Source organism: Achromobacter sp. UBA5777, from assembly GCF_002418565.1.
Taxonomy (GTDB): Bacteria; Pseudomonadota; Gammaproteobacteria; order Burkholderiales; family Burkholderiaceae_B; genus Achromobacter; species Achromobacter animicus.
The window spans coordinates 81,381-102,457 of the sequence record NZ_DIEJ01000313.1 but is presented as its reverse complement, the minus strand read 5'-3'; the positions used below and the strand labels follow the sequence as shown (position 1 = coordinate 102,457).

General features: G+C 65.6%; 18 protein-coding genes. 8 read left to right on the top strand and 10 right to left on the bottom strand.

Features of this window, described 5'->3' with window-relative positions:
* Positions 1-38: 38 nt before the first annotated feature.
* Both B3446_RS27300 and B3446_RS27295 read right to left on the bottom strand, forming a co-directional pair.
* Positions 39-1,337 carry a TRAP transporter large permease gene (locus B3446_RS27300; protein WP_056562218.1) on the bottom strand — a complete coding sequence of 433 codons (1,299 nt, stop codon included), beginning with the start codon at positions 1,335-1,337 and terminating at the stop codon, positions 39-41.
* Positions 1,334-1,876, bottom strand: a complete 543-nt coding sequence (locus tag B3446_RS27295; RefSeq protein WP_291387191.1) for a TRAP transporter small permease — start codon at positions 1,874-1,876, stop codon at positions 1,334-1,336. The genes B3446_RS27300 and B3446_RS27295 overlap by 4 nt, the downstream gene beginning before the upstream one ends.
* A 360-nt stretch (positions 1,877-2,236) precedes the next feature.
* Between B3446_RS27295 and purL the strand changes: the two genes are divergently transcribed.
* Both purL and B3446_RS27285 read left to right on the top strand, forming a co-directional pair.
* Positions 2,237-6,286, top strand: coding sequence for a phosphoribosylformylglycinamidine synthase (gene purL / locus B3446_RS27290; protein ID WP_291387189.1), 4,050 nt, complete (start codon positions 2,237-2,239; stop codon positions 6,284-6,286).
* A gap of 248 nt (positions 6,287-6,534) precedes the next feature.
* On the top strand, positions 6,535-8,166 hold the full coding sequence (locus B3446_RS27285; RefSeq protein ID WP_191575513.1) for a methyl-accepting chemotaxis protein: 1,632 nt from the start codon (positions 6,535-6,537) through the stop codon (positions 8,164-8,166).
* A 100-nt stretch (positions 8,167-8,266) separates the two neighbouring features.
* On the opposite strand, the gene B3446_RS27280 is transcribed toward B3446_RS27285, so the two are convergent.
* A complete protein-coding gene (locus B3446_RS27280; RefSeq protein WP_175121146.1) occupies positions 8,267-9,250 on the bottom strand; it encodes a Bug family tripartite tricarboxylate transporter substrate binding protein in 984 nt (327 codons plus the stop codon).
* Between the two features lie 19 nt (positions 9,251-9,269).
* Entirely contained in the window at positions 9,270-10,226 is a 957-nt protein-coding gene (locus B3446_RS27275) for an alpha/beta fold hydrolase (RefSeq protein ID WP_291387186.1), read from the bottom strand.
* Between the two features lie 161 nt (positions 10,227-10,387).
* Between B3446_RS27275 and B3446_RS27270 the strand changes: the two genes are divergently transcribed.
* From B3446_RS27270 to B3446_RS27250, 5 genes are all read left to right on the top strand, one after another.
* Positions 10,388-11,305 carry a LysR family transcriptional regulator gene (locus B3446_RS27270; protein WP_191575511.1) on the top strand — a complete coding sequence of 306 codons (918 nt, stop codon included), beginning with the start codon at positions 10,388-10,390 and terminating at the stop codon, positions 11,303-11,305.
* 67 nt (positions 11,306-11,372) lie between these two features.
* Positions 11,373-12,845, top strand: coding sequence for a M20 family metallopeptidase (locus B3446_RS27265; protein ID WP_175136181.1), 1,473 nt, complete (start codon positions 11,373-11,375; stop codon positions 12,843-12,845).
* A 69-nt stretch (positions 12,846-12,914) separates the two neighbouring features.
* Positions 12,915-13,472 carry a DUF1415 domain-containing protein gene (locus tag B3446_RS27260; protein ID WP_175121149.1) on the top strand — a complete coding sequence of 186 codons (558 nt, stop codon included), beginning with the start codon at positions 12,915-12,917 and terminating at the stop codon, positions 13,470-13,472.
* Positions 13,473-13,777: 305 nt separating this feature from the next.
* Positions 13,778-14,767, top strand: coding sequence for a Bug family tripartite tricarboxylate transporter substrate binding protein (locus B3446_RS27255; protein ID WP_175136183.1), 990 nt, complete (start codon positions 13,778-13,780; stop codon positions 14,765-14,767).
* 24 nt (positions 14,768-14,791) lie between these two features.
* Positions 14,792-16,087, top strand: a complete 1,296-nt coding sequence (locus tag B3446_RS27250) for an acyl-CoA thioester hydrolase/BAAT C-terminal domain-containing protein (protein ID WP_291387181.1) — start codon at positions 14,792-14,794, stop codon at positions 16,085-16,087.
* Between the two features lie 62 nt (positions 16,088-16,149).
* Here the strand turns inward: B3446_RS27250 and B3446_RS27245 are convergent, their stop codons facing one another.
* Together B3446_RS27245 and B3446_RS27240 are read right to left on the bottom strand one after the other, a co-directional pair.
* On the bottom strand, positions 16,150-16,734 hold the full coding sequence (locus tag B3446_RS27245) for a YceI family protein (RefSeq protein WP_191575505.1): 585 nt from the start codon (positions 16,732-16,734) through the stop codon (positions 16,150-16,152).
* A gap of 146 nt (positions 16,735-16,880) precedes the next feature.
* A complete protein-coding gene (locus tag B3446_RS27240) occupies positions 16,881-17,345 on the bottom strand; it encodes a MarR family winged helix-turn-helix transcriptional regulator (RefSeq protein WP_291387178.1) in 465 nt (154 codons plus the stop codon).
* A 54-nt stretch (positions 17,346-17,399) separates the two neighbouring features.
* On the opposite strand from B3446_RS27240, the gene B3446_RS27235 reads away from it, so the two are divergent.
* Complete coding sequence (locus B3446_RS27235) at positions 17,400-17,879, top strand: cupin domain-containing protein (protein WP_291387176.1); 480 nt, start codon at positions 17,400-17,402, stop codon at positions 17,877-17,879.
* Between the two features lie 224 nt (positions 17,880-18,103).
* Here the strand turns inward: B3446_RS27235 and B3446_RS27230 are convergent, their stop codons facing one another.
* From B3446_RS27230 to B3446_RS27215, 4 genes are all read right to left on the bottom strand, one after another.
* Positions 18,104-19,405, bottom strand: coding sequence for a UDP-N-acetylglucosamine 1-carboxyvinyltransferase (locus tag B3446_RS27230; protein WP_191575502.1), 1,302 nt, complete (start codon positions 19,403-19,405; stop codon positions 18,104-18,106).
* A gap of 141 nt (positions 19,406-19,546) precedes the next feature.
* Positions 19,547-19,903: an SH3 domain-containing protein gene (locus B3446_RS27225; protein ID WP_291387174.1), complete on the bottom strand. Its 357-nt coding sequence runs from the start codon at positions 19,901-19,903 to the stop codon at positions 19,547-19,549.
* Positions 19,900-20,379 (bottom strand): hypothetical protein, encoded by a 480-nt coding sequence (locus tag B3446_RS27220; protein WP_291387173.1) that lies wholly within the window; start codon positions 20,377-20,379, stop codon positions 19,900-19,902. The genes B3446_RS27225 and B3446_RS27220 overlap by 4 nt, the downstream gene beginning before the upstream one ends.
* Before the next feature lie 22 nt (positions 20,380-20,401).
* Entirely contained in the window at positions 20,402-20,776 is a 375-nt protein-coding gene (locus B3446_RS27215) for a hypothetical protein (RefSeq protein WP_291387171.1), read from the bottom strand.
* Between the last annotated feature and the right edge of the window lie 301 nt (positions 20,777-21,077).

The window sequence follows — 21,077 nt, the reverse complement described above, 5'->3', positions numbered from 1 at the left end:
CCGGGAACCCTTGCCGGGCCGGCCCCGTCCAGCCTCTCTCAATAACCCAGCTTGCGCGGCAGCCACAGCGCCAGTTCGGGAAACACCAGCACCGCGACCAGCACCATGAACATCGCGCCCAGCAGCCACACCACCCAGCGCACGGTCGATTCCATCGGCACGCGCGCGATGCGGCACGACACCATCAGGTTCACGGCCAGCGGCGGGGTGAACTGGCCCAGCGCCACCTTCAAGGTCAGAATCACGCCAAACCACACCGGATCCCAGCCGTAGGCATTGGCGATCGGCATGAGCAGCGGCACGAAGATCAGAAAGATCGAGATGCCGTCCAGGAACATGCCCACGGTCATCAGCAGCAGGATCAGCAGCGCCAGCACGCCCCATTCGCCCAGACCGGAATTGACGATGGCATGCGTGATCGGGTCGATCACGCTCAGCGTCGACAGGGCCCACGCAAAGATCCCGGCCAGCGTCACCACCAGCATGATCACGGCGGACAGCTCGGCGGCTTCGCGCAGGATTTTGTACAGGTCGCGGAACTTGATGGTGCGGTGGATGAAGCCGCCCACGAACAGGCCATAGAACACCGCGACGACGGCGGCCTCGGTCGGTGTGAACCAGCCCATCCGCATGCCGCCCAAAATCAGCACGGGCGCCGCCAGCCCCCACGACGCTTCGCGCAGGCTCTTCCAGAACGGCGGGCGGGGCAGGTGCGCTTCCAGCGCGCCCATCTTGTATTTGCGGCTCAGCCACACGGCGGGAATGATCAGCGCGAAGCCGGCCAGGATGCCCGGGATCATGCCGGCGGCAAACAGCGCGGGCACCGATGCGCCCGGCACCAGCACGGAATAGATGATGAAGGCCACGGATGGCGGGATCAGGATGTCGGTGGCGGCGCCGGCGGCCACCACGGACGCCGAGAACGATCCCGGATAGCCGGCGCGCGACATCGCGGTGATCATCACCGCGCCCACGGCCGCGGCGCAGGCCGGTCCCGAGCCTGAGATGCCGCCCAGAAACATCGCCACCGCAATCGACACCAGCGGCAGCATGCCCGGACCGCGTCCGACGATGGCGATCGCAAAGTCCACCAGCCGCTTGGCCACGCCCGAGCGGTCGAAGATGGAGCCGACCAGCACGAACATCGGAATCGCCAGCAGGGGATATTTGGCCAGCCCGGCATAGAAGTTCTGCGGCACCGTCAGCAGGCCATACCAGGGGGTGTCCAGGTTGGTCAGCACGATCGCCACCGTGCCGCCAATGCCCAGCGCCACCCCGACGGGCACGCCGATGATCATCAGGACGATGAAGACGGTAAAGAGAATGGCGGCGATCATCGCTGGGCTTCCTGGCCCGGGGCGCGCGCCAGGCGTCGCAGGGTGCCGAGCGTGCGCAACGAAATCGCGGCGGCCATGACCGGCAGCCAGATCGAATACCACCAGGTCGGCACACCGATGGCCGGCGAGGTTTCCTCGTAGATGTATTCGTCATAAACCAGCTTGACCGACAGCACGGTCAGCAACACGAAGAACCCCAGCACGCAGCCGTTCGAGATCAGCGCCATGATGCGCTGGCGGCGCGGCGATCCCGAGTCCGCCAGGATCTCGATGCGGATGTGATGATTGCGCACGAACGCCACGCTGCCGCCCGCCATTGTCAGCACGATCAAGAGGAACACGGAAATCTCTTCCGTCCAGGCGAACGACTGGTCGGTGAAGTAGCGCACCAGCACGTTCAGAAAAGTAATGATGGCCAACGTTGCCAGCAGGATCACGGCCAGCCAGTCCTCGACGGCCAGCGGCACCTTCACGGCGGGATCTGCTTCTACGGGGATGATCGGTTCTACGGGCTCGGCGGGGGCTTCTGGGCGGGACATTTGAGGCAGCGGCCAGCGGGCGCGGGGAAGGCGCTTTTCTTGTTGGAAGGGTCGCTGCATCCTACCGTCGCGCTGGCGGGGCAGGTCTTCGTGTTTTCCCGCAATGCGGGGTCGAAGCAACATGCTGCGCCGCATCAACGTGGCGGTGCGGGGACGCCGCCGGGAGGGCAAAAGGGCCGCTTTCCGTCCCGTGGCGCGGTCGATATTGCTTTGCACCATGCCAGTGCGCGGCCTGCAGAATTCTTTTGTAACAATGGCCAAATCGGACCGCTGGAACCCGCCGTGAACTTCGGCTCCGGGAAAACCCCTTAAACGGGTAAAATCCCTGCTTTGCACCCCTCTTTATACGGCGCCCGCATCGTGTCCCTAGTTCAGCATCTGCCTGGTTCCTCCGTCCTGTCCTCCTTTCGACGTGATCGCCTTCTGGCGCAATTGAAGGAAGCCGGCCTGCCGGTGGCCGACATATCCGCCCGCTACGAGCACTTCGTCAGCACCGACGCCGCCCTGACGGCCGAACAGCAGCAGCAACTGACGCAACTGCTCGACTACGGTACGCCCGCCACGGGTGACGCGCCCGCCAAGAGCGTGTCTCTGCTGGTGATCCCGCGCCTGGGCACGATTTCCCCCTGGGCCAGCAAGGCCACCGACATCGCCCACAACTGCGGCCTGTCTTCGGTGCATCGCATTGAACGCGGCGTGCGCTACGTCATTACGCCCGAACGTGGTCTGCTCGGCGCCAAGTCGCTCGACGAAGCCATGCTGGCGCGCGCGGCCGACTGTCTGCACGACCGCATGACCGAAACCGTGGTTGATGCCAGCTTCGACGGCCAGGCGCTGTTCCAGCCGCTGGCCGGCAAGCCCATGCGCACGGTCGACGTCCAGACGCGCGGCGCCGATGCCCTGGTCGAAGCCAACACCACGCTGGGCCTGGCCCTGTCCGACGACGAGATCGAATACCTGGCCAAGTCCTTCACCGACCTGGGCCGCGATCCCACCGACGTCGAACTGATGATGTTCGCGCAGGCCAACAGCGAACATTGCCGCCACAAGATCTTCAACGCCGAATGGGTCATCGACGGCCAGTCGCAGCCCAACACGCTGTTCGGCATGATCCGCGCCACGCACAAGGCGCAGCCGCAAGGCACCGTCGTCGCCTACTCGGACAACGCCGCCATCATGGAAGGCGGCCCCGCGCAGCGCTTCCAGGCCGGCGTGCCGGGCCTGGCAGGCGAGGGCGCCGACAGCGCCAAGTACATCCGCCGCGACACCACCGTGCACACGCTCATGAAGGTGGAAACGCATAATCACCCGACCGCGATTGCCCCATTCCCCGGCGCGTCCACCGGCAACGGCGGCGAGATCCGCGACGAAGGCGCCACCGGCCGCGGCTCCAAGCCCAAGGCGGGCCTCACGGGTTTCACCGTGTCGCACCTGCGCTTTGACGACGCGCTGCAACCCTGGGAAGCCGACCACCACGGTCTGCCCGATCGCATCGCTTCGCCGCTGTCCATCATGATCGACGGCCCCATCGGCGGCGCCGCGTTTAACAACGAATTTGGCCGTCCAAACCTGCTGGGCTACTTCCGCTCGTTCGAGCAGACCGCTGGCGGCACGCGCTGGGGCTATCACAAGCCCATCATGATCGCGGGCGGCCTCGGCAGCATCGACGCCGGCCTCACGCACAAGGATGTGATTCCCCCCGGCGCGCTGCTGATTCAACTGGGCGGCCCGGGCTTCCGCATCGGCATGGGCGGCGGCGCTGCCTCCAGCATCAGCATGGGCAGCAACTCGGCTGAACTGGACTTCGACTCCGTCCAGCGCGGCAACCCCGAAATCGAACGCCGCGCCCAGGAGGTCATCGACCGCTGCTGGCAGCAGGCCGAGAACAACCCCATCATCGCGATCCACGACGTCGGTGCGGGCGGCCTGTCCAACGCATTCCCCGAACTGGTCAACGACGCCGGCCGCGGCGCCATCTTCGACCTGAAGCGCGTGCCGCTCGAAGAATCGGGCCTGTCGCCCGCCGAAATCTGGAGCAACGAATCGCAGGAACGCTACGTCCTGTCGATCCTGCCGCAAGACCTGGAACGCTTTGACGCCATCGCCCGCCGCGAACGCTGCCCGTACGCAGTGGTGGGCGTGGCCACCGAAGAGCGGCAGCTGCGCGTGGTGGACGGCGAAGGCCTGCCCGGCCTGGACACGATCCGCCCGCAAGGCGACGCCGAAGTGCGCCCTGTGGACGTGCCCATCGACGTCATCCTGGGCAAGCCGCCGCGCATGACCCGCGACGTGACGCGCCTGCCCGGCGTGTCCGAGCCGCTGGATCTGGCCGGCATCGACCTGACCGAAGCCGCCTACCGCGTGCTGCGCCACCCCACCGTGGCCAACAAGTCCTTCCTCATCACCATCGGCGACCGCACCGTTGGCGGTCTGTCCAGCCGCGACCAGATGGTCGGCCCGTGGCAGGTGCCGGTTGCCGACTGCGCCGTCACGCTGGCCGACTACGAAGGCTTCCGCGGCGAAGCCATGTCGATGGGCGAACGCACTCCGATCGCCATGCTGGACGCCCCGGCCTCGGGCCGCATGGCCGTGGCCGAAGCCCTGACCAACCTGGCCGCCGCCGACGTGGCGCGCCTTGAAGACATCAAGCTGTCGGCCAACTGGATGGCCGCCTGCGGTGTGGCCGGCCAGGATGCCGCGCTGTACGACACCGTGTCCGCCGTCAGCGAACTGTGCCAGGCCACCGGCCTGTCCATCCCGGTCGGCAAGGACTCGCTGTCCATGAAGACCTCCTGGGAACAGGACGGCGAGCAACGCCAGGTCGTGGCGCCCGTGTCACTGATCATCACGGCGTTCGCACCCGTTGCTGATGTCCGCGCCAGCCTGACGCCGCAATTGCGCACCGACGCCGGCGACAGCGTCCTGATCCTGATCGACCTGGGCCGTGGCCGTCACCGCATGGGCGGCTCGATCCTGGCGCAGACCTACAACCAGGTCGGCCAGACCGTGCCGGACATCGACGCGCCGCAAGACCTGCGCGCCTTCTTCGTCACCATCCGCACGCTGGCCGAAGCCGGCACCATCCTGTCCTATCACGACCGTTCCGATGGCGGCCTGTTCGCCACGCTGGTCGAAATGGCCTTTGCCGGCCGCACCGGCATCTCGGTCAACCTGGACATGCTGACCTTCGACCCGCAGTCTGCCGATTGGGGCGACTACAAGATCCGTCCGGAACAGGTCGCGGTGCAGCGCGACGAACTGACCCTGAAGGCCCTGTTCTCGGAAGAAGCGGGCGCGGTCATCCAGGTGCCGGCCTCGCAGCGCGACGCCGTCATGCAGGTCCTGCGCGGCGCCGGCCTGTCGGCCCACTCGCACGTCATCGGCGGCCTGAATGGCGCCGACGAAGTCGAGTTCTACCGCGACGGCCGCAAAGTCTGGGGCCAGCCGCGTGCCGATCTGGGGCGCGCGTGGTCCGAAGTCTCGCACCGCATCATGGCGCGCCGCGACAACCCCGCGTGCGCCCAGGCTGAACTGGACGTCTGGAACGACACCAAGGATCCGGGCATGAGCCCGACCGTCGCCTTCGACCCGCAAGAGGACGTGGCCGCACCGTTCATCAACACCGGCAAGCGCCCGCGCGTGGCCATCCTGCGCGAGCAGGGCTGCAACAGCCAGGTCGAAATGGCCTGGGCCTTCGACACCTCGGGCTTCGAGGCCATCGACGTCCACATGACCGACCTCCTGTCCGGCCGACTGGACCTGGCCCAGATGCAAGGCCTGGTCGCTGTCGGCGGCTTCAGCTACGGCGACGTGCTGGGCGCCGGCGAAGGCTGGGCGCGCACCATCCGCTTCAACAGCAAGCTGTCCGACCAGTTCGCCGCGTACTTCGCGCGGCCCGACACCTTCGCGCTGGGCGTTTGCAACGGCTGCCAGATGATGGCCGCGCTGGCGCCCATGATCCCGGGCGCCGAGCACTGGCCGCGCTTCACGCGCAACCAGTCCGAAAAGTACGAAGCCCGTCTGTCGATGGTGGAAATCGCCAAGTCGCCATCCATCTTCTTTGCCGGCATGGAAGGCGCCCGCGTGCCGGTCGCCGTGGCCCACGGTGAAGGCTTTGCCGACTTCTCGCAGCAGGGCGACGCCAGCCGCGTGCTGGCCGGCGCGCGCTTCATCGACAACTACGGCCAAGCCACCGAAGCCTATCCGTTCAACCCGAACGGCAGCCCGGACGGCCTGACCTCGGTCACCACGGCCGACGGCCGCTTCACGGTGATGATGCCGCACCCGGAACGCGTCACCCGCAACGTCATGATGTCGTGGGCGCCCGAGAAGTGGGGCAACGCGGACTCGGGCGGTGCGTTCAGCCCGTGGATGCGCATCTTCCGCAACGCGCGCGCCTGGCTGAAGTAAGCGTTTCGGGCTAAGCCCCGAAATCCCTGGCCACCGAACCCGCCGCGGCACGTCCGCGGCGGTTTTGCGTTGACGGCTTGCCGCGGCGGCGATGATTCCGCAGCCAAAGAAGTGGGGCGCTGGCGTCAGGCCCACAAGCCGCCCGCCACGCGGTCCGCTCAACGCATGTAACCCCGTGAAATATTTAACTTTTCATTGCATTGCGCCGTTAAGGGGAAAGCGTTACGCAACCCCCGGAGTGGCTTTCAATGTTCAAGAATTTAAGTATCCGCGCAATCCTGACGACCGCCTTGGCCGTCTTCTTTGCACTCTTTCTGGTGACCGGCATCGCGGTTTACCAGCAACTGACATCCAACCGCACCTCGATCGAGGTGATGCTGGACACCAACCTGGTCCGCGCCAATTCGCTGGACGACGCGGCGTCGGACCTGCTGCGCGCCCGCGTGGTGCTGCTGGCGGCGCACAGCGCGCTGCTGGAAGGCAAGAGCCTGGACACGACGGCCAGCAACATGCAGCGCATGGACAGCTATGTCACCAAGGCCACCGGTCAGATCGAAGCCGCGCGCAAGCTGCCGGAAACGTCGCCGCAGGGCAAGCCTCTGTTCGAGGCCGCGCTGGCCGCCTACGACGTCTACGTGCGCGAGGCTATCGGTCCCATGATCGCCGCCATTCGCGCCGGCGACGCCAAGGAGGCCGGCCGCATCAATCAGGAAAAGGTCAGCCCGCTGGGCACCAAGTTCACCCAGGCCAACCAGCAATACGTGGACTTTGCCGACGAAGTCGGCCAGCGCGTGGCGCGCGATTCCGCCGCGCGCATCAATACCGCCATCGTGTTTCTGATCTGTCTTCTGGTCGTGGTGGCGGCGCTCGTCGTGGGCCTGTATGTGGTCTTCGGCCGCGCCGTTTTCCGTCCGCTGCATGAAGCCGGGCGCCTGTTCGACCGCATTGCCAGCGGCGACCTGACCAACCGCATCGAGCAGCGCGGCAACAACGAGATCGGCATTCTGTATGGCGCCGTCAAGCGCATGCAGGACAGCCTGGCGCGCACGGTGTCGGCCGTGCGCCTGGGTGTTGAAGAGATCCACACCGGCTCGCGCGAAATCGCCGCGGGCAACATCGATCTGTCCTCGCGCACCGAGCAGCAGGCCGCCTCGCTGGAAGAAACCGCTGCCAGCATGGACGAACTGTCCTCCACCGTGAAGAACAACGCCGACAGCTCGCGCAGCGCGGCGCAACTGGCGATGGCGGCATCGGAAGTGGCCACGCGCGGCGGCCAGGCCGTCGGCGACGTGGTGGGCACGATGCGCGGCATTGCCGACAGCTCGCACCGCATCTCCGACATCGTCGGCGTGATCGACGGCATTGCCTTCCAGACCAACATCCTGGCGCTGAATGCGGCGGTCGAAGCCGCACGCGCCGGCGAACAGGGCAAGGGTTTCGCCGTGGTGGCCAGCGAAGTGCGCGCGCTGGCGCAACGCAGCGCTGCCGCCGCCAAGGAGATCAAGGGCCTGATCGACGACTCCGTGCAGAAGGTCTCGGTGGGTTCGGACCAGGTGGAGGCCGCGGGCGCCACCATGCAGGAGATCGTGACGTCGGTGCGCCGCGTGGCGGACATCATCAATGAGATCTCCAGCGCGTCCGAAGAGCAGTCGCAGGGCATCGAGCAGGTGAACCAGGCCGTGTCGCAGATGGACAGCGTGACGCAGCAGAACGCGGCGCTGGTCGAAGAGGCCGCGGCCTCGGCCGCATCGCTGGAAACGCAGGCCCAGCGCCTGCGCGACGCGGTTGCGGTGTTCAAGCTGCAATCCGGCCGGGTGATCGACGCTGAAGCTCCCGCGCTGGACAACCGCGGCGCTGAACCGGCGCTCATCGGCGCCTGATTCCGCCCGCCAAAGTTACGCGCCAATAAAAAGCCGGCCCCGAAGGCCGGCTTGCATGTACCACGCAAGGCCCCGACGCAACGCGCCGGGGCCTTTTGCATTACTGGTCGAGCTGGATCTTGGCGTCGTTGGCGACGTTCTTCCACTTCTTCACGTCGCTGGCGATCACTTGCTGGAAGGCGTCCGACGAGCCGGCCACCACGGTGCCGCCCAGGCTGGCCATCTTGGCCTTCACTTCCGGCGTGTTCAGCGCCTTGACCGAGGCGTCGTGCAGCTTGGTCTTCACGGCTTCCGGCAGGTTCTTCGGGGCCAGCAGGCCGTTCCACGCGTTGGCTTCATAGCGCGTCAGGCCGGCTTCCTTGAAGGTCGGCGTGTCGGGCAGTTCGGGCGAACGCACGTCGGCGGCGATGGCGATCGGGCGGATCTGGCCGCTCTTGATGTAGGGCAGCGAGGCAGGCACCGGTTCCCAGATCATCGACACCTGGCCGCTGATCACATCGGTGAAGGCGGGGCCCGCGCCGCGGTAGGCGATGTGCATCAGGTGCGAACCCGTCATCGACTTCATCAGTTCCATCGCCAGGTTGCCCAGGCCGCCCGCGCCGGACGACGCGTACGTGTACTTGTCCGGATTGGCCTTCGATTGCGCGATCAGCGCGTTCAGGTCGGCGGCGGGGAAGTCCTTGGTGACGCTCAGCACGCCGGGCACGGTGACCAGTTGCGTGATGGCCGTGAAGTCCTGCGACGCGTCGTACGTCAGGTTCTTGTAGACGGCGGGGTTCGTGCCGTGGGTGCTGGAGGAGGCCAGCAGGATGGTGTAGCCGTCAGGTGCGGCATCGGCGACGTAGCGCGTGCCGATCGAGCCGCCTGCGCCGGCCTTGTTCTCGACCACCACCGTGACGCCGAGTTCGGTGCCCAGTTGCGCGGCGAAGACGCGGCCGATGATGTCGGCGGTGCCGCCCGGGGCGAACGGCACGATCATGCGGATGGGCTTGCTCGGGTAGTCGGACTGCTGGGCCGAAGCGCCGGCCGCCAGCGTGGCGCCGGTCAGGAGCGCCAGGGCGATGGTGGTTTTCTTCAGGGTCATCTGTATCTCCACGAGAAGGTTAGTCGAGGCTGCGATCGAGCCAATCGACGATCAATCCGGCAATGTGGTCGCTGTTGCGATCCAGCATGCAGAAGTGCGAGTTGCCGGCGATGCCGGCAGCGGGCAGGTCCAGCACGTCGGCGCGTTGGCCGGCCGCGCGCAGGGCGTTCCAATAGGCGTCCGTCTGGGCGCGATAGCGCTGCCAGGTGTCGTCCGCGGTGAAGTGATCGCCCCAGACCAGCAGTTGCGGGGGCAACTGACAGGAGGCCTGGGCCGGGGTGCCGGTGGGTTCGACGGCCACGACGGCGCGCACGGTCGCGGCATATTCCTGCGCGAGTTGCGTGACAAAGCCGCCGCCCTGGCTATGGCCGACCAGGATGCAAGGGCCCACGAGATCGAGCAGCGCGCGGTAGGCGTCCAGCGCCATGTCGCCGTGCGTCAGCCAGCGCGGCACGAACTGCTTTGAAAACGTGTCAAATGCCTCGACCGGAAACTGCTGGCCCGGATACGCCTGGCGCGTTTCGCCGTCCGGCGCATAGCCCGAGGCCGGGCCGATGCGGAACAGCCGCCACGCTTCTTCCTTGGATCGGAAGATGGGGGCCGAATCGTAGAGCTCGGGAAACATCGCCCACGAGGCGCGGCCGCGTTCCGGCGCGTCGGACACGAAAACGTCGTAGCCGGCCTGCAGCAGGCGCCACAGCCAGCCGTCGCGGCCGTCCGGCGAGCTTTCCCATTGCGCGCCGGTCATGCCGCCGCCATGCCATAGCAGGACGGGGTAAGGTCGCGTGGGCTGGGCGAGGCGGTATTCCTGCACATACAACTGGCCGACGCTGTAGCCGCCGTTCATGTCGATGAGCCGGGGCGACGCATTGCCGACCACTTTTTGCTGCTGCATCGGCAGTCCGCCGGCCACCAATTCGGCGCCGCCCACGTAATGGCTGCGGATCGACTTGAGCAGGACGGGAGTGTCTGACATAGGGTTTTCCAGGGGTGGGTGCGGGGATATTAGTTGCAAGGTGTTTCTAGCTTGTGCAAAATGCGCACTCATTGTGCTGAAGCGGCACAGCCGATGAGCTATCGGTAAACAGACGCCCAGCCCCGGGCAACACGGGGCGGGCAGGGGAAGGAGGAAGACGGATGGATACCAAATGGCTGGAAGACTTCGTCGCGCTGTCGAAGTCGCGCAACCTGTTTCAGGCCGCGGAGTCGCGCAACGTGACGCACCCGGCGTTCGGACGCCGCATCAAGGCGCTTGAGGATTGGGCAGGTGTGCCGCTGGTCGAACGCGGCCACCAGGTGTCCACGCTGAACGCCGCGGGCCGCAGCGTGCTGGCCGCCGCCATCGACGTGCTGGACATCCTGCACGAGACGCGCGAAGCGCTGCAGAAGCCCGAGCAGGAACGCGCCCGCAAGATCACCATCGCGTCAGGCAAGACGCTGGCGCACTCGGTGCTGCCGGGGCTGATGGCCGGCGTGCAGCGCAGCCTGCCCGCGTTTCAATTGAAGGTGATCACCACGACGCTGAATTACGGCGTGGACATGCTGGGGGACGGCGAGGTCGATTTCCTCTTGTGCCATGCCCACGAACCGCTGTACGCCAAGATCGACAATCCCAATTACCGTTGCCGGCGCGTGGGCGCCGACAAGCTGGTGGCCGTCAGCGCGCCCGTGGCGCCCGGCGGCCGTCACCCGCGGTACGCGGTGCCCAAGCTGGCCTCGGACCCGCCCGTGCCTTTCCTGGCCTACGCCGACAGCATGTCGCTGGGCCGCATCCTGCACGACAAACTGCGCGGCCTGTGCGAGGTGCCGCTATTGCAAACCACCTACGAGTCCGATCTGGCCGACGCGTTGCACGCCATGGCGCGCCAGGGCTTCGGTCTGGCCTGGCTGCCGCACACGCTGGTCGAACCCGACCTGCGCGACGGCCGGCTGGTCCGTGCCGATGGCGCCCGCAACGACATCCATATGGAAATCCGGCTGTACCAGTCGGTCGGCAACACCAAGCCGTTGGCCCGCGAGGTGTGGAGCCGCATCGAGGCGTACGCCGCCAAGTAGCCCCAGTTTCCCCGCGCAGGCATAAAATAGCGGTTTGCCCCTTTCCCGCACACAGGAAGCCAGCGCCATGAACGCACGCATCCCCGAAGACGCATTGCCGCCCACCCTCGATCCCAAAGCCCTGCAGGACTTCGTGGACGACAAGTGGGACAACGAGATCATCCCCGCGCTGACCGACTACATCGCCGTTCCCGCCAAGAGCCCGGCCTTTGACGCCGACTGGGAAAAGAACGCGTTCATCGAGCGCGTGGTGCGCGATGCGGCGCAGTGGGTCGAAGCGCAGAAGGTCTCCGGCCTGAAGCTGGAAGTGGTGCGCCTGCCGGGCCGCACGCCCGTCATCTTCTTTGACGCGCCCGCCACCCGCAGCGACAACGGCGACACCGTGCTGCTCTACGGCCACCTGGACAAGCAACCTGAATTCTCGGGCTGGCGCGCCGGGCTCGGACCGTGGACGCCCAAGTACGAAGACGGCAAGCTCTACGGCCGCGGCGGCGCCGACGACGGCTACGCCGTGTACGCCTCGCTGACCGCCATCATGGCGCTGGACAAGCAGGGCATCCCGCGTCCGCGCTGCGTCGGCATCGTCGAGACCTGTGAAGAATCCGGCAGCTACGACCTGCTGCCGTACGTCGACGCGCTGCGCGATCGCCTGGGCAACGTCGCCCTGGTGGTGTGCCTGGATTCCGGCGCCGGCAATTACGACCAGCTCTGGATGACCACGTCGCTGCGCGGCATGGTGTCCGGCACGCTGGAAGTCCAGGTCCTGGACGAAGGCGTTCACTCCGGCGACTCCAGCGGCGTCGTGCCGTCGTCGTTCCGCATCCTGCGTCACCTGCTGGACCGCCTGGAAGACAGCGGCACCGGCCGCCTGCTGCCGCAAAGCCTGCATTGCGAGATCCCTGCCGAGCGCATCGAACAGGTCAGCGCCACCGCGCGCATTCTGGGCGACGAAGTGTGGCGCCGTTTCCCCTGGAGCTGCGGCGCCGACGGCGGCTTCGTGCTGCCCATGACCACCGAACCCGAGCAGGCGCTGCTGAACCGCACGTGGCGCCCCACGCTGTCTGTGACCGGCGCCGAAGGCCTGCCGCCGCTGTCCAGCGCGGGCAACGTGCTGCGCCCGCGCACCGCCTTCAAGCTGTCACTGCGCCTGCCGCCGCTGGTGGACGCGGTGGCCGCCTCGCAGGAAATCAAGGAACTGCTCGAAGCCGACGCGCCCTATAACGCCAAAGTCATCTTCAAGGCCAACGAAGGCGCCGCCACCGGCTGGAATGCACCCGCCACCGTGCCGTGGCTGACGCAGGCCCTGGACGCCGCTTCGCAGCAGTACTACGGCGCACCTTGCGGCTACATCGGCCAGGGCGGCACGATTCCGCTGATGAGCATCCTGCAAAAGGGCTTCCCGCAGGCGCAGTTCATGGTGTGCGGCGTGCTGGGTCCCAAGTCCAACGCGCACGGCCCCAACGAATTCCTGCACGTGCCGTACGGCAAGAAGCTGACCGCCGCCGTGGCTCAGACCATGGCCGCGATGCCGGCCGCTTGACCTACACGCTTGCCACGCAGAGCGCGGGGCCTTCGGCCTTGCGCTCTTTCTATTTCCAGGACTGATTCCATGATTTCCACTTCCGACGCCTACGCCAATGTGGTCGCAGAAACCCGCCACTGGCTGAACCAGGCGGTGATCGGCCTGAACCTCTGTCCCTTCGCCAAGGCGGTGCAGGTCAAGGACCAGATCCGCTTTGCCGTCAGCGACGCCACCGACGCCGAGGGCGTGCTGACCGACCTGCAGGACGAGCTGGCGCTGCTGGCTGAAACCGATCCCGACAAGATCGACACCACGCTGCTCATCATCCCCGACGCGCTGGACGACTTCATGGAGTTCAACGACTTCGAAGACCTCTCCGATCGTCTGCTCAAGCGCATGCGTCTGGTGGGTGAGTTGCAGGTGGCCACCTTCCACCCGCAATTCCAGTTCGCCGACACGCAGCCGGACGACATCGAGAACTACACCAACCGCTCGCCGTATCCCATCCTGCATCTATTGCGTGAAGACAGCATCGACCGCGCGGTGGAGTCGTTCCCGGATGCCGCCGAGATCTACGAGAAGAACATCGACACGATGAACAAGCTCGGGCTGGAAGGGTGGAAAAAGCTGATGACGAAGGCCTGATCGGCGGGCCTTGATTGGGCCTTGATTGGGCCTTGATTGGGCCTTGATCGGGCCGCGACTCGGCCCACATCAAGTCCCCGCATCGGGTTCGGCATCGGGTCCCGCATCGGGCCCCGTATCGCGTCCATCACCCAGGCTGTTACCGGGATATCCCTAGATAGCCCGTCGGTTGTATTGCATACAACATACGATCATTGTGACCGTCGCCGATCGGCGGCGGCCTGTACGTCCTTCCCCTTTTCATTGTCTTGCCTCGCGGCCCCCGTCGGCCGCGCGTTGGCCTTTGCCTTTGTCTGGAGAGCCGTATGCGATTCACCCGCCGTCATGCCCTGGGCGCGCTTGCCGCCTTGCCGTTGATCTCGCGCCCGGCCTGGGCCCAGCAGAACGCCTTTCCGACGCGTCCCGTGCGTCTGCTGGTGGGCTTTGCGCCCGGCGGGCTGACCGACATTGCCGCGCGTGCGCTGGCCGACCGCATGGGCAAGACCCTCAAGCAGAACGTTGTCGTTGAAAACCGCCCGGGCGGGCAGGCCATCATCGCTACCGTCGCGGTGGCGCGGGCCGAGCCTGACGGCTACACGCTGGGCTTTGCCGGCACCAACGGCATGATCCTCAACCCCTTGCTCTACAACAACCTGCCGTACCAGCCGTCGGACTTCAAGCAATTGGGGTCCATGGGCAAATCGCCCATGCTGCTGATCGTGCATCCTGACCTGGGTGTGAACACCGTGCAGGAGTTCATTGACCTGGCCAAGAAGAAGCCCAACGACATCACCTGCGCGCATGCCGGCCGCGGCGTCATCAATCATCTGGCGTTGCTGCATTTCCAGTCGAAGACCGGCACGCAATTCCAGGACGTGCCCTACAAGGGCAGCGGTCCGGCGCTGCTGGACCTGATGGCGGGCACCGTGCAAAGCACGTTCGACTTCCCGACCTCGGCGCTGCCCAACATCAAGTCCGGCAAACTGAAAGTGCTGGCCGTCACCGCGGACAAGCGGCTGTCCAGCCTGCCCGATGTGCCGACGATGAAGGAAGCGGGCGTCGACGATTTCGAGCTCTACACCCGCATGATGATCTCCGGCCCCGCCGCCATGCCCGCCGACGTCGTGAAGACGCTGGAGCACGCCGTGCGCGAAGGCACGCGCGATCCCAGCCTGGTCCAGCAATTCGCGGAGCAGGGCGTGGCCGTGGAGTTCACGTCGTCCGCGGATCTGGACAAGGTCATCGCCGACGAATCCGCCATGTGGGCGCAGGTCATCAAGGCCAACGGCGTGCCTAAGACCGACCTGAAGGCATAAGGCCGCGACGGCAAGGAGACGACAGTGACACAGCCCCGTATCACCGTAACGCCCGAACGCGCGCTGATCGACGTCGAGCGCGACATCCACATCGAAGGCTTCCCAGCCTATGCCTTCATCACCGTCACGGCCAGCATGCGCATGTGCGGCGCGGCGTGGCGCTCGGAGGCCGTGTTCGTGGCCGGCCACGACGGACGCCTGGATCTGCGGCGCGATTGCCCGGTGTCCGGCTCGTACGCCGAGCCGTCGGCCATGGGCATCGTCTGGTCCATGGTGTGCCAGGACATGGACCGCGTGGTGTTTCCGCCCGACAGCACCGATGCGCTGACCGTGCACCTGCACGCGACGAATGGCGCGTTGTCGGCTGAGGCCACGTTGGTCCAGGACTTCCTGGCCGACGGCGTCACGCACCGGTCCGTACGCGAAGAGGTGGACGGCATGTCGCTGTCCGGCGAATTGTTCATACCGGCGGGACCGGGCCCGCATCCTGTCGTGGTCTACATGAACGGCTCGTCGGGCGGCGTCAACGCGCCCCGCGCCGCGCTGTTTGCCGCCCGCGGCTATCAATGCCTGGCGCTGGGCATCTTCAATTACGAAGGCCGGCCCAAGTATCTGAACGACATGCCGCTCGAATACTTCGAAGCCGCGCTGAAATGGATCCGCAAATCGCTGCAGCCGCGCGACGGCTTCGTGGCGGTGTCGGGCATCAGCCGGGGCGGCGAGACATCGTTGCTTGTTGCCTCCCATTTCCCCGACCTGGTCAGCGCGGTCGTGGCCTACGTGCCGTCGCCCGTGATGCACGGCGTGGTCAGCGCCGGCGCGCCGGGCACGGGCCGCGATGCCCAGGTCTGGACCCGGCATGGCGAGCCCTTGCCGCACCTGTGGCAAGACAACGCCACGGCCGACTGGAACGCCGCCTATGCCTCCGAGCCGCCGTACCGCCAGACCCTGGCATTCCTGAGCGCCACGCGCGATGCTTCTGCCTTCGAGCGCGCGCGCATTCCCGTCGAAAACTATCCCGGTCCGGTCATGCTGGTGAGCGCGTCGGACGACGGCTTCTGGCCCAGCACCGCGTATTCCGAAATGGTGGTGCGCCAGCGTCAGGCGTTTGATCTGCCCACGAACCACTACGTCTGCGCCGGGGCGGGCCACCATGTCCACTATCCCTGCCTGCCGGCCACGCTGATCAACAAGCCGCACGCGATGTCCGGATTGCTGCTGGATGCGGGCGGCACGCCGTCAGCCAATGCTGCGGGGAACGAAGGATCGTACCGGGCGGTGCTGGATTTCCTGGCGCGGGCTCGGGCTGGGCAAGCGTAGGACATGCCGAGCGCAACAAAAAGGACCGGCAGTGCCGGTCCTTAACTTTGCCCATGTCAGCATCACTGCTGGCGGATGGCCTCGACCTGGATCTTCAGCTTCACCTCCGGCTTGAAGCCCATGTCCAACCCGAAATTCATGCCAAAGTCCTTGCGGCTGAATTCCGTGGAGACGTCGGCGCCGCAGACCTCGCGCTTGACCATCGGGTGATCGATGCACTTGAAGTCGTCGATATCAAGCTTCACCTGGCGCGTGACGCCGCGCAGCGTCAGATCGCCCGTGGCTTCCTCCGGCTTGTCGCCGTCGAACTTGGTGAACTTGCCCTTGAACGTGGCGGTGGGATATTTGGCGGCATCGAAGATATCAGGCGCGACTGCGTGCTGGTTCATCTCGTCGTGGCCGAAGTCCACCGACTTGATGTCCACGGTGACTTCCAACGTACCGGTGCGCGCCGCGCGATCCAGCACGACCACGCCGCTGGACTTATTGAACTTGCCGCGCCACGTCGACAACCCGCCGAAGTGATCGGCCTCGAAGCTGGGGTACGTGTGCGAGGGATCAAGGTCATACGTGACCGGCGCGGCGGTCGCGGCAAAGGTCATCGACAGCGCACTTGCGCCCAGCAACAGGGACGGGATCAACTTCATTGCGGCTCCTTGTGAATGGCGTTCAAGCATGCCGGCGGCGGCCCGCCAGCATGCCGGAAAGACAAGACAATAACATTCAGTTCCGTGTCAGCAGTGCGGCTTAAATCAAAAATCCGCAGCGCTTTGTGACGCATCGTTCCATGGCATCAATCCACCTTGCCAAGCCACGCAGACAGATCCTGCAAGGCCTCACGCAGCGCGTTGAAGCGCTGTTCGCCCAGGTGGTCTTTCCATTCCTGTTCGACATCGGTCACGCAACTGCGCATCAGCACGTACATCTGCTGGCCCTTATCCGTGAGCTGCAGCTCTGTCGAATTTGACGCGGCGCCCGGCCGGCGCAGCAGATAGCCGCGCCGCTCCAGTTCCGCCAGCACGTAGTTCATCGCCTGGCGCGACATATTGCATTGGCGGGCCAGCTCGATCGGCCGGCGCCCATGCGGACCGGGATACATGAAGACGCCGAGTTCGGTCAACGACACGTCGAATCCCTGCGCGTTGACGGTCGACAGCATGCGCGCGACGACGTGCTCGCGCGGCAGCCGCAGCAACGAACCGATCATCGGCAGGCCGGCTTGCGGTTCGGATGCGGCGCTATTTTTTCTGCTGGACATGGCGTAAAAAGTTTGTACACTGGCACGTAAAGTAACTTTACACGGGAGTATGCCATGAACGTAGCGCAAGCATTCGATGCAGAAGAAGTGATCCGCGTGGGCCAACTGGAAATCCGCTATCTCCAGCCAAGCGGGCGGGGTAACCACATGGGGGCGTTTGAATTGTGTGTGCAGCCCGGCTCGAACGTGCCGCCGCCGCATAGCCACGACAACGAAGAATTGATTTACGTGCTTGAAGGCACGCTGCGTTTTACCGTCGGCGCAGAAACGCGCGACCTTCGCCCCGGAGATTCGATGACGACACCGACCGGTGTGGCCCATGCGTTCAGCAACCCGCACGCGGTCATGGCCAAGGCGCTGGTAATCAACACGCCAGAAATCAGCGCGGATTACTTCCGCGAGATGGCGGCGCTGATCAACGGCGGCGGGCCGCCGGACAAGGCCCGGATGATGGAGACGATGAAGCGGTTCGGCCTGACGCCGATCGCGCCGGCGCCGGCATCGGCGCCTGCTGTGGCGGCGGCGGCAGGTTGACCGCGCGCGTAATCGGCGCAGCGTTCCGGGCAGCATCGCCGGCATCCTCTGGCGGCCGGCGAGCGCGCAAAAAAAGGGCGTCGCCAGGACGCCCTTATTTCCGTCGATTCGACTTCGATTGCTTCAGCTTCGATTGCTTCAGCTTCGATTGCTTCAGCTTCGATTGCTTCAGCTTCGGTCGCTATCGCCTCAGTCGCTACAGCCTCGGCTGATGAGTCCTCGGCTTACTCGTCGTTCGCCCACTCGACCTGCACGCCTAGGCTGCGCAGGTTCTCGACAAAGCTTGGATGAGCGCGTCGGATCGGCGTGGCGTTGCGAATCTCCGAACGTCCCTTGATGCTGCTGGCCACCATGAACAGCGCGATCGCCACGCGGATGATGTAGGGGCTTTCGACCACGCCCGGCGTCAGCGGATTGCCGCCAAACGTCACCACGCGATGCGGGTCCGACGAGAACACGTGCGCACCAAATTTGGACAGCTCGCCCGTCCAGCCCAGCGCGCCGTCATAGACCTTGTTCCAGAACATCGCATTGCCCTCGGCGCACACGCCCAGCGCAATGAAGATCGGCAACAGGTCCACCGGAAAGTAAGGCCAGGGCGCCGCCTCGACCTTGGTCAGCACATTGCTCGTGAACGGCGTCTGCACCTTCAGCGGCCCATCGCGCAGTGCGCGGGACCAGCCGTCCTTGTGCTCGATCCGCACGCCGAACTTGGCGAACGTGCGGTCGATCAGCGGAAAATTGCCCGGCGTGCGATTGCGCACCACCACGTCGCCGCCCGTGATCGCGCCGAGCGCGAGGAAGGTCGTGATCTCGTGGAAGTCTTCTTCAAACGTGAATTCGCCGCCGCCCAGCCGCTTGCCGCCGCGCACCACCAGCCGCGACGTGCCGATGCCGTCGATATCGGCGCCCATCATCGCCATGAACCGGCAGAACTCCTGCACGTGCGGCTCGGACGCTGCATTGGTCAACGACGACTCGCCTTCAGCCGCGGCCGCGCACAACACGAAGTTTTCGGTCGTGGTCACGGACGCATAGTCCAGCCAATGATGCGTGGGCTTGAGCGGACCGCTCGCGCGCACCAGCAGCGACCCGCTGGCGCGTTCCACCTGGCCGCCAAACGACCGGAAGATGTCCACGTGCGGATCGATCTCGCGCACCCCCAGCGTGCATCCCTTGACGTTGTCCTCCAGCCGCGCCACGCCAAAGCGCGCCAGCAGCGGCGGCACCAGCATGATCGACGAACGCATCTCCTCGGGCAGCCGGTGGTTGGCCGCGTCAAAGACCGTGTTCTTGTGATGCAGCGCCAGCGTGCGCGTCGCATCGTCCAGCCGGACGTCGCTGCCCAGCGTGCGGAAGATGTCCAGGATCTTGCGCACATCGGTGATGTCCGGCACCCCATGCAGTGTCAACGGCTGATCGGTCAGCAGCGTGGCGCACAGGATCGGCAGCACCGCGTTCTTGTTGGCCGAAGGGACGACGCGGCCGCGCAAAGGCGTGCCGCCGTGGACGATGAGGTTGGACATGGGGATGGGACTGCCGGGAAAGAAATAGGGGAGAGCGCGGGGATTGTACCGGGGTCTTTCCCAGGACCATTTGGACGAAAGGCGGCTAAACGTTTCAAACTGCAATACCGGCGCCGGGAAATAGGACGCGCCGCACGGTTGTCAGTCTTCGATCTTGCGCACCAGTGACAGTGGCACCCAGCCGCTCTGGCCGTCCGATAGCCGGCTGCACCACATCCAGCCATTGAGTTGCTCCGAGCCGGCCAGCTCGTCGCCTTCGTCCACGTCCAGTTCCCTCGCGGTATAGGCGCGTAATGCGCGGCCTTGCCCCGCGTCGATCCTGTCGATGATCTGGCCCGGAACCCAGCCTCCGGAATGCCCCGACGTCGTGCAGAAGTACCAGTTGTCCCAACCTTCGGGCCCTTTGTACTGTTCTCCGACCGTCAGCAGCGTGCCTTGTGCGAAGGTGATCGGTTCCGGATATTCGCTGCGGTGTTGACCGAGCGCGACATATCTCATGCAGACTTATCCCGATTCTTCCGGATCAGCACCGCGCCGCCGATCGTCAGCACCAGACCGCCGCCGATGTACGGCAGGCCAAAGATCAGCAGGGTAAAGAACAGCGCCGTATTGGCATCCCGCGCGCCGGGGCCGCCGCCGGTGTGCATCGCAGGATCGATCTGCAGCATGGCAATCGCCGCTGTCAGCAGCAACATCACCCCCAGCGTCGCGCAGCCCCAGCCGAACAGACGGCGCAGGTTGGCAATGCGCGCCAGCGCCACGGCCGACACGACGGCCACCAGGACATAGAGGACCACGCTGGCCATTGCGACCCGATCCAGCAGAGCCGAATCCAGTGGCTCAGCACCTGCCCCCGCGCTCGGATATACGCCGAACACCGCCAACAACAGCGGATTGGTGATGCCAAAGCTGGCGCTTCCGATCAGCAATCCGAAGACGATGCTGACGAGCCATTTGATTGCGGTGGGTGGCATGGGGCGGGTCGCTTCTGAAAGGTCAGTAGTAGATGTCGACGTAATCGGTCAGGCCGCCGCACGCTTCCATCTGCTGCAGGCGCCAGTACTTGCGCTTGCCGGTCGCCTTGAACTCGTAATCGCCCGTGCGTTCGCAGCGGCGGCCCTTGTCCGGCGCGTCCAGGATCAAGATGGTGCCACGCATCACGAAGCTGTCGCGGCCAATGGAGACGACCTCGCCTTTGACCTTCAAGGTGCCTTCATGGTTGGCCTGCGTACCTTCCAGGCGCACGACGTCGTTGTCGTCGATCGCGTTCATCTTGCCGCGCTTGGCGGACCACAGCCATTGCAGCGTCACGCCGCTGTTGTTCAGGAGCCGTTCGTAGGCGGCCTGGTCGTTGATCTGGGTTTTTTGCACGGGCGCCAGGGAGCCGCCGGTTTGCTGAACGGGCGCTTGCTGAGCAGGAGCCTGTTGCGCGGGTGCCCGTTGCACCGGAGCTTGCTGAGCGGGGGCCCGCTGGGCCGGGGCTTGCTGCGGGGCCGGGGCCTGATTGCCCGAGTTGGCGCGCGGGGGCAGGATGGCTGCGCCAGGATCCTGTTGCGCGAAGGTGGGGGCAGAGGCGAATGCCAGGCCCAACGCGAGAAGCAGATTTCCGGACTTGCGTTTGATTCCCAAGGCACGGGCAACGTGAGTTTGCATGGTCTGTATCAAGAGAGGA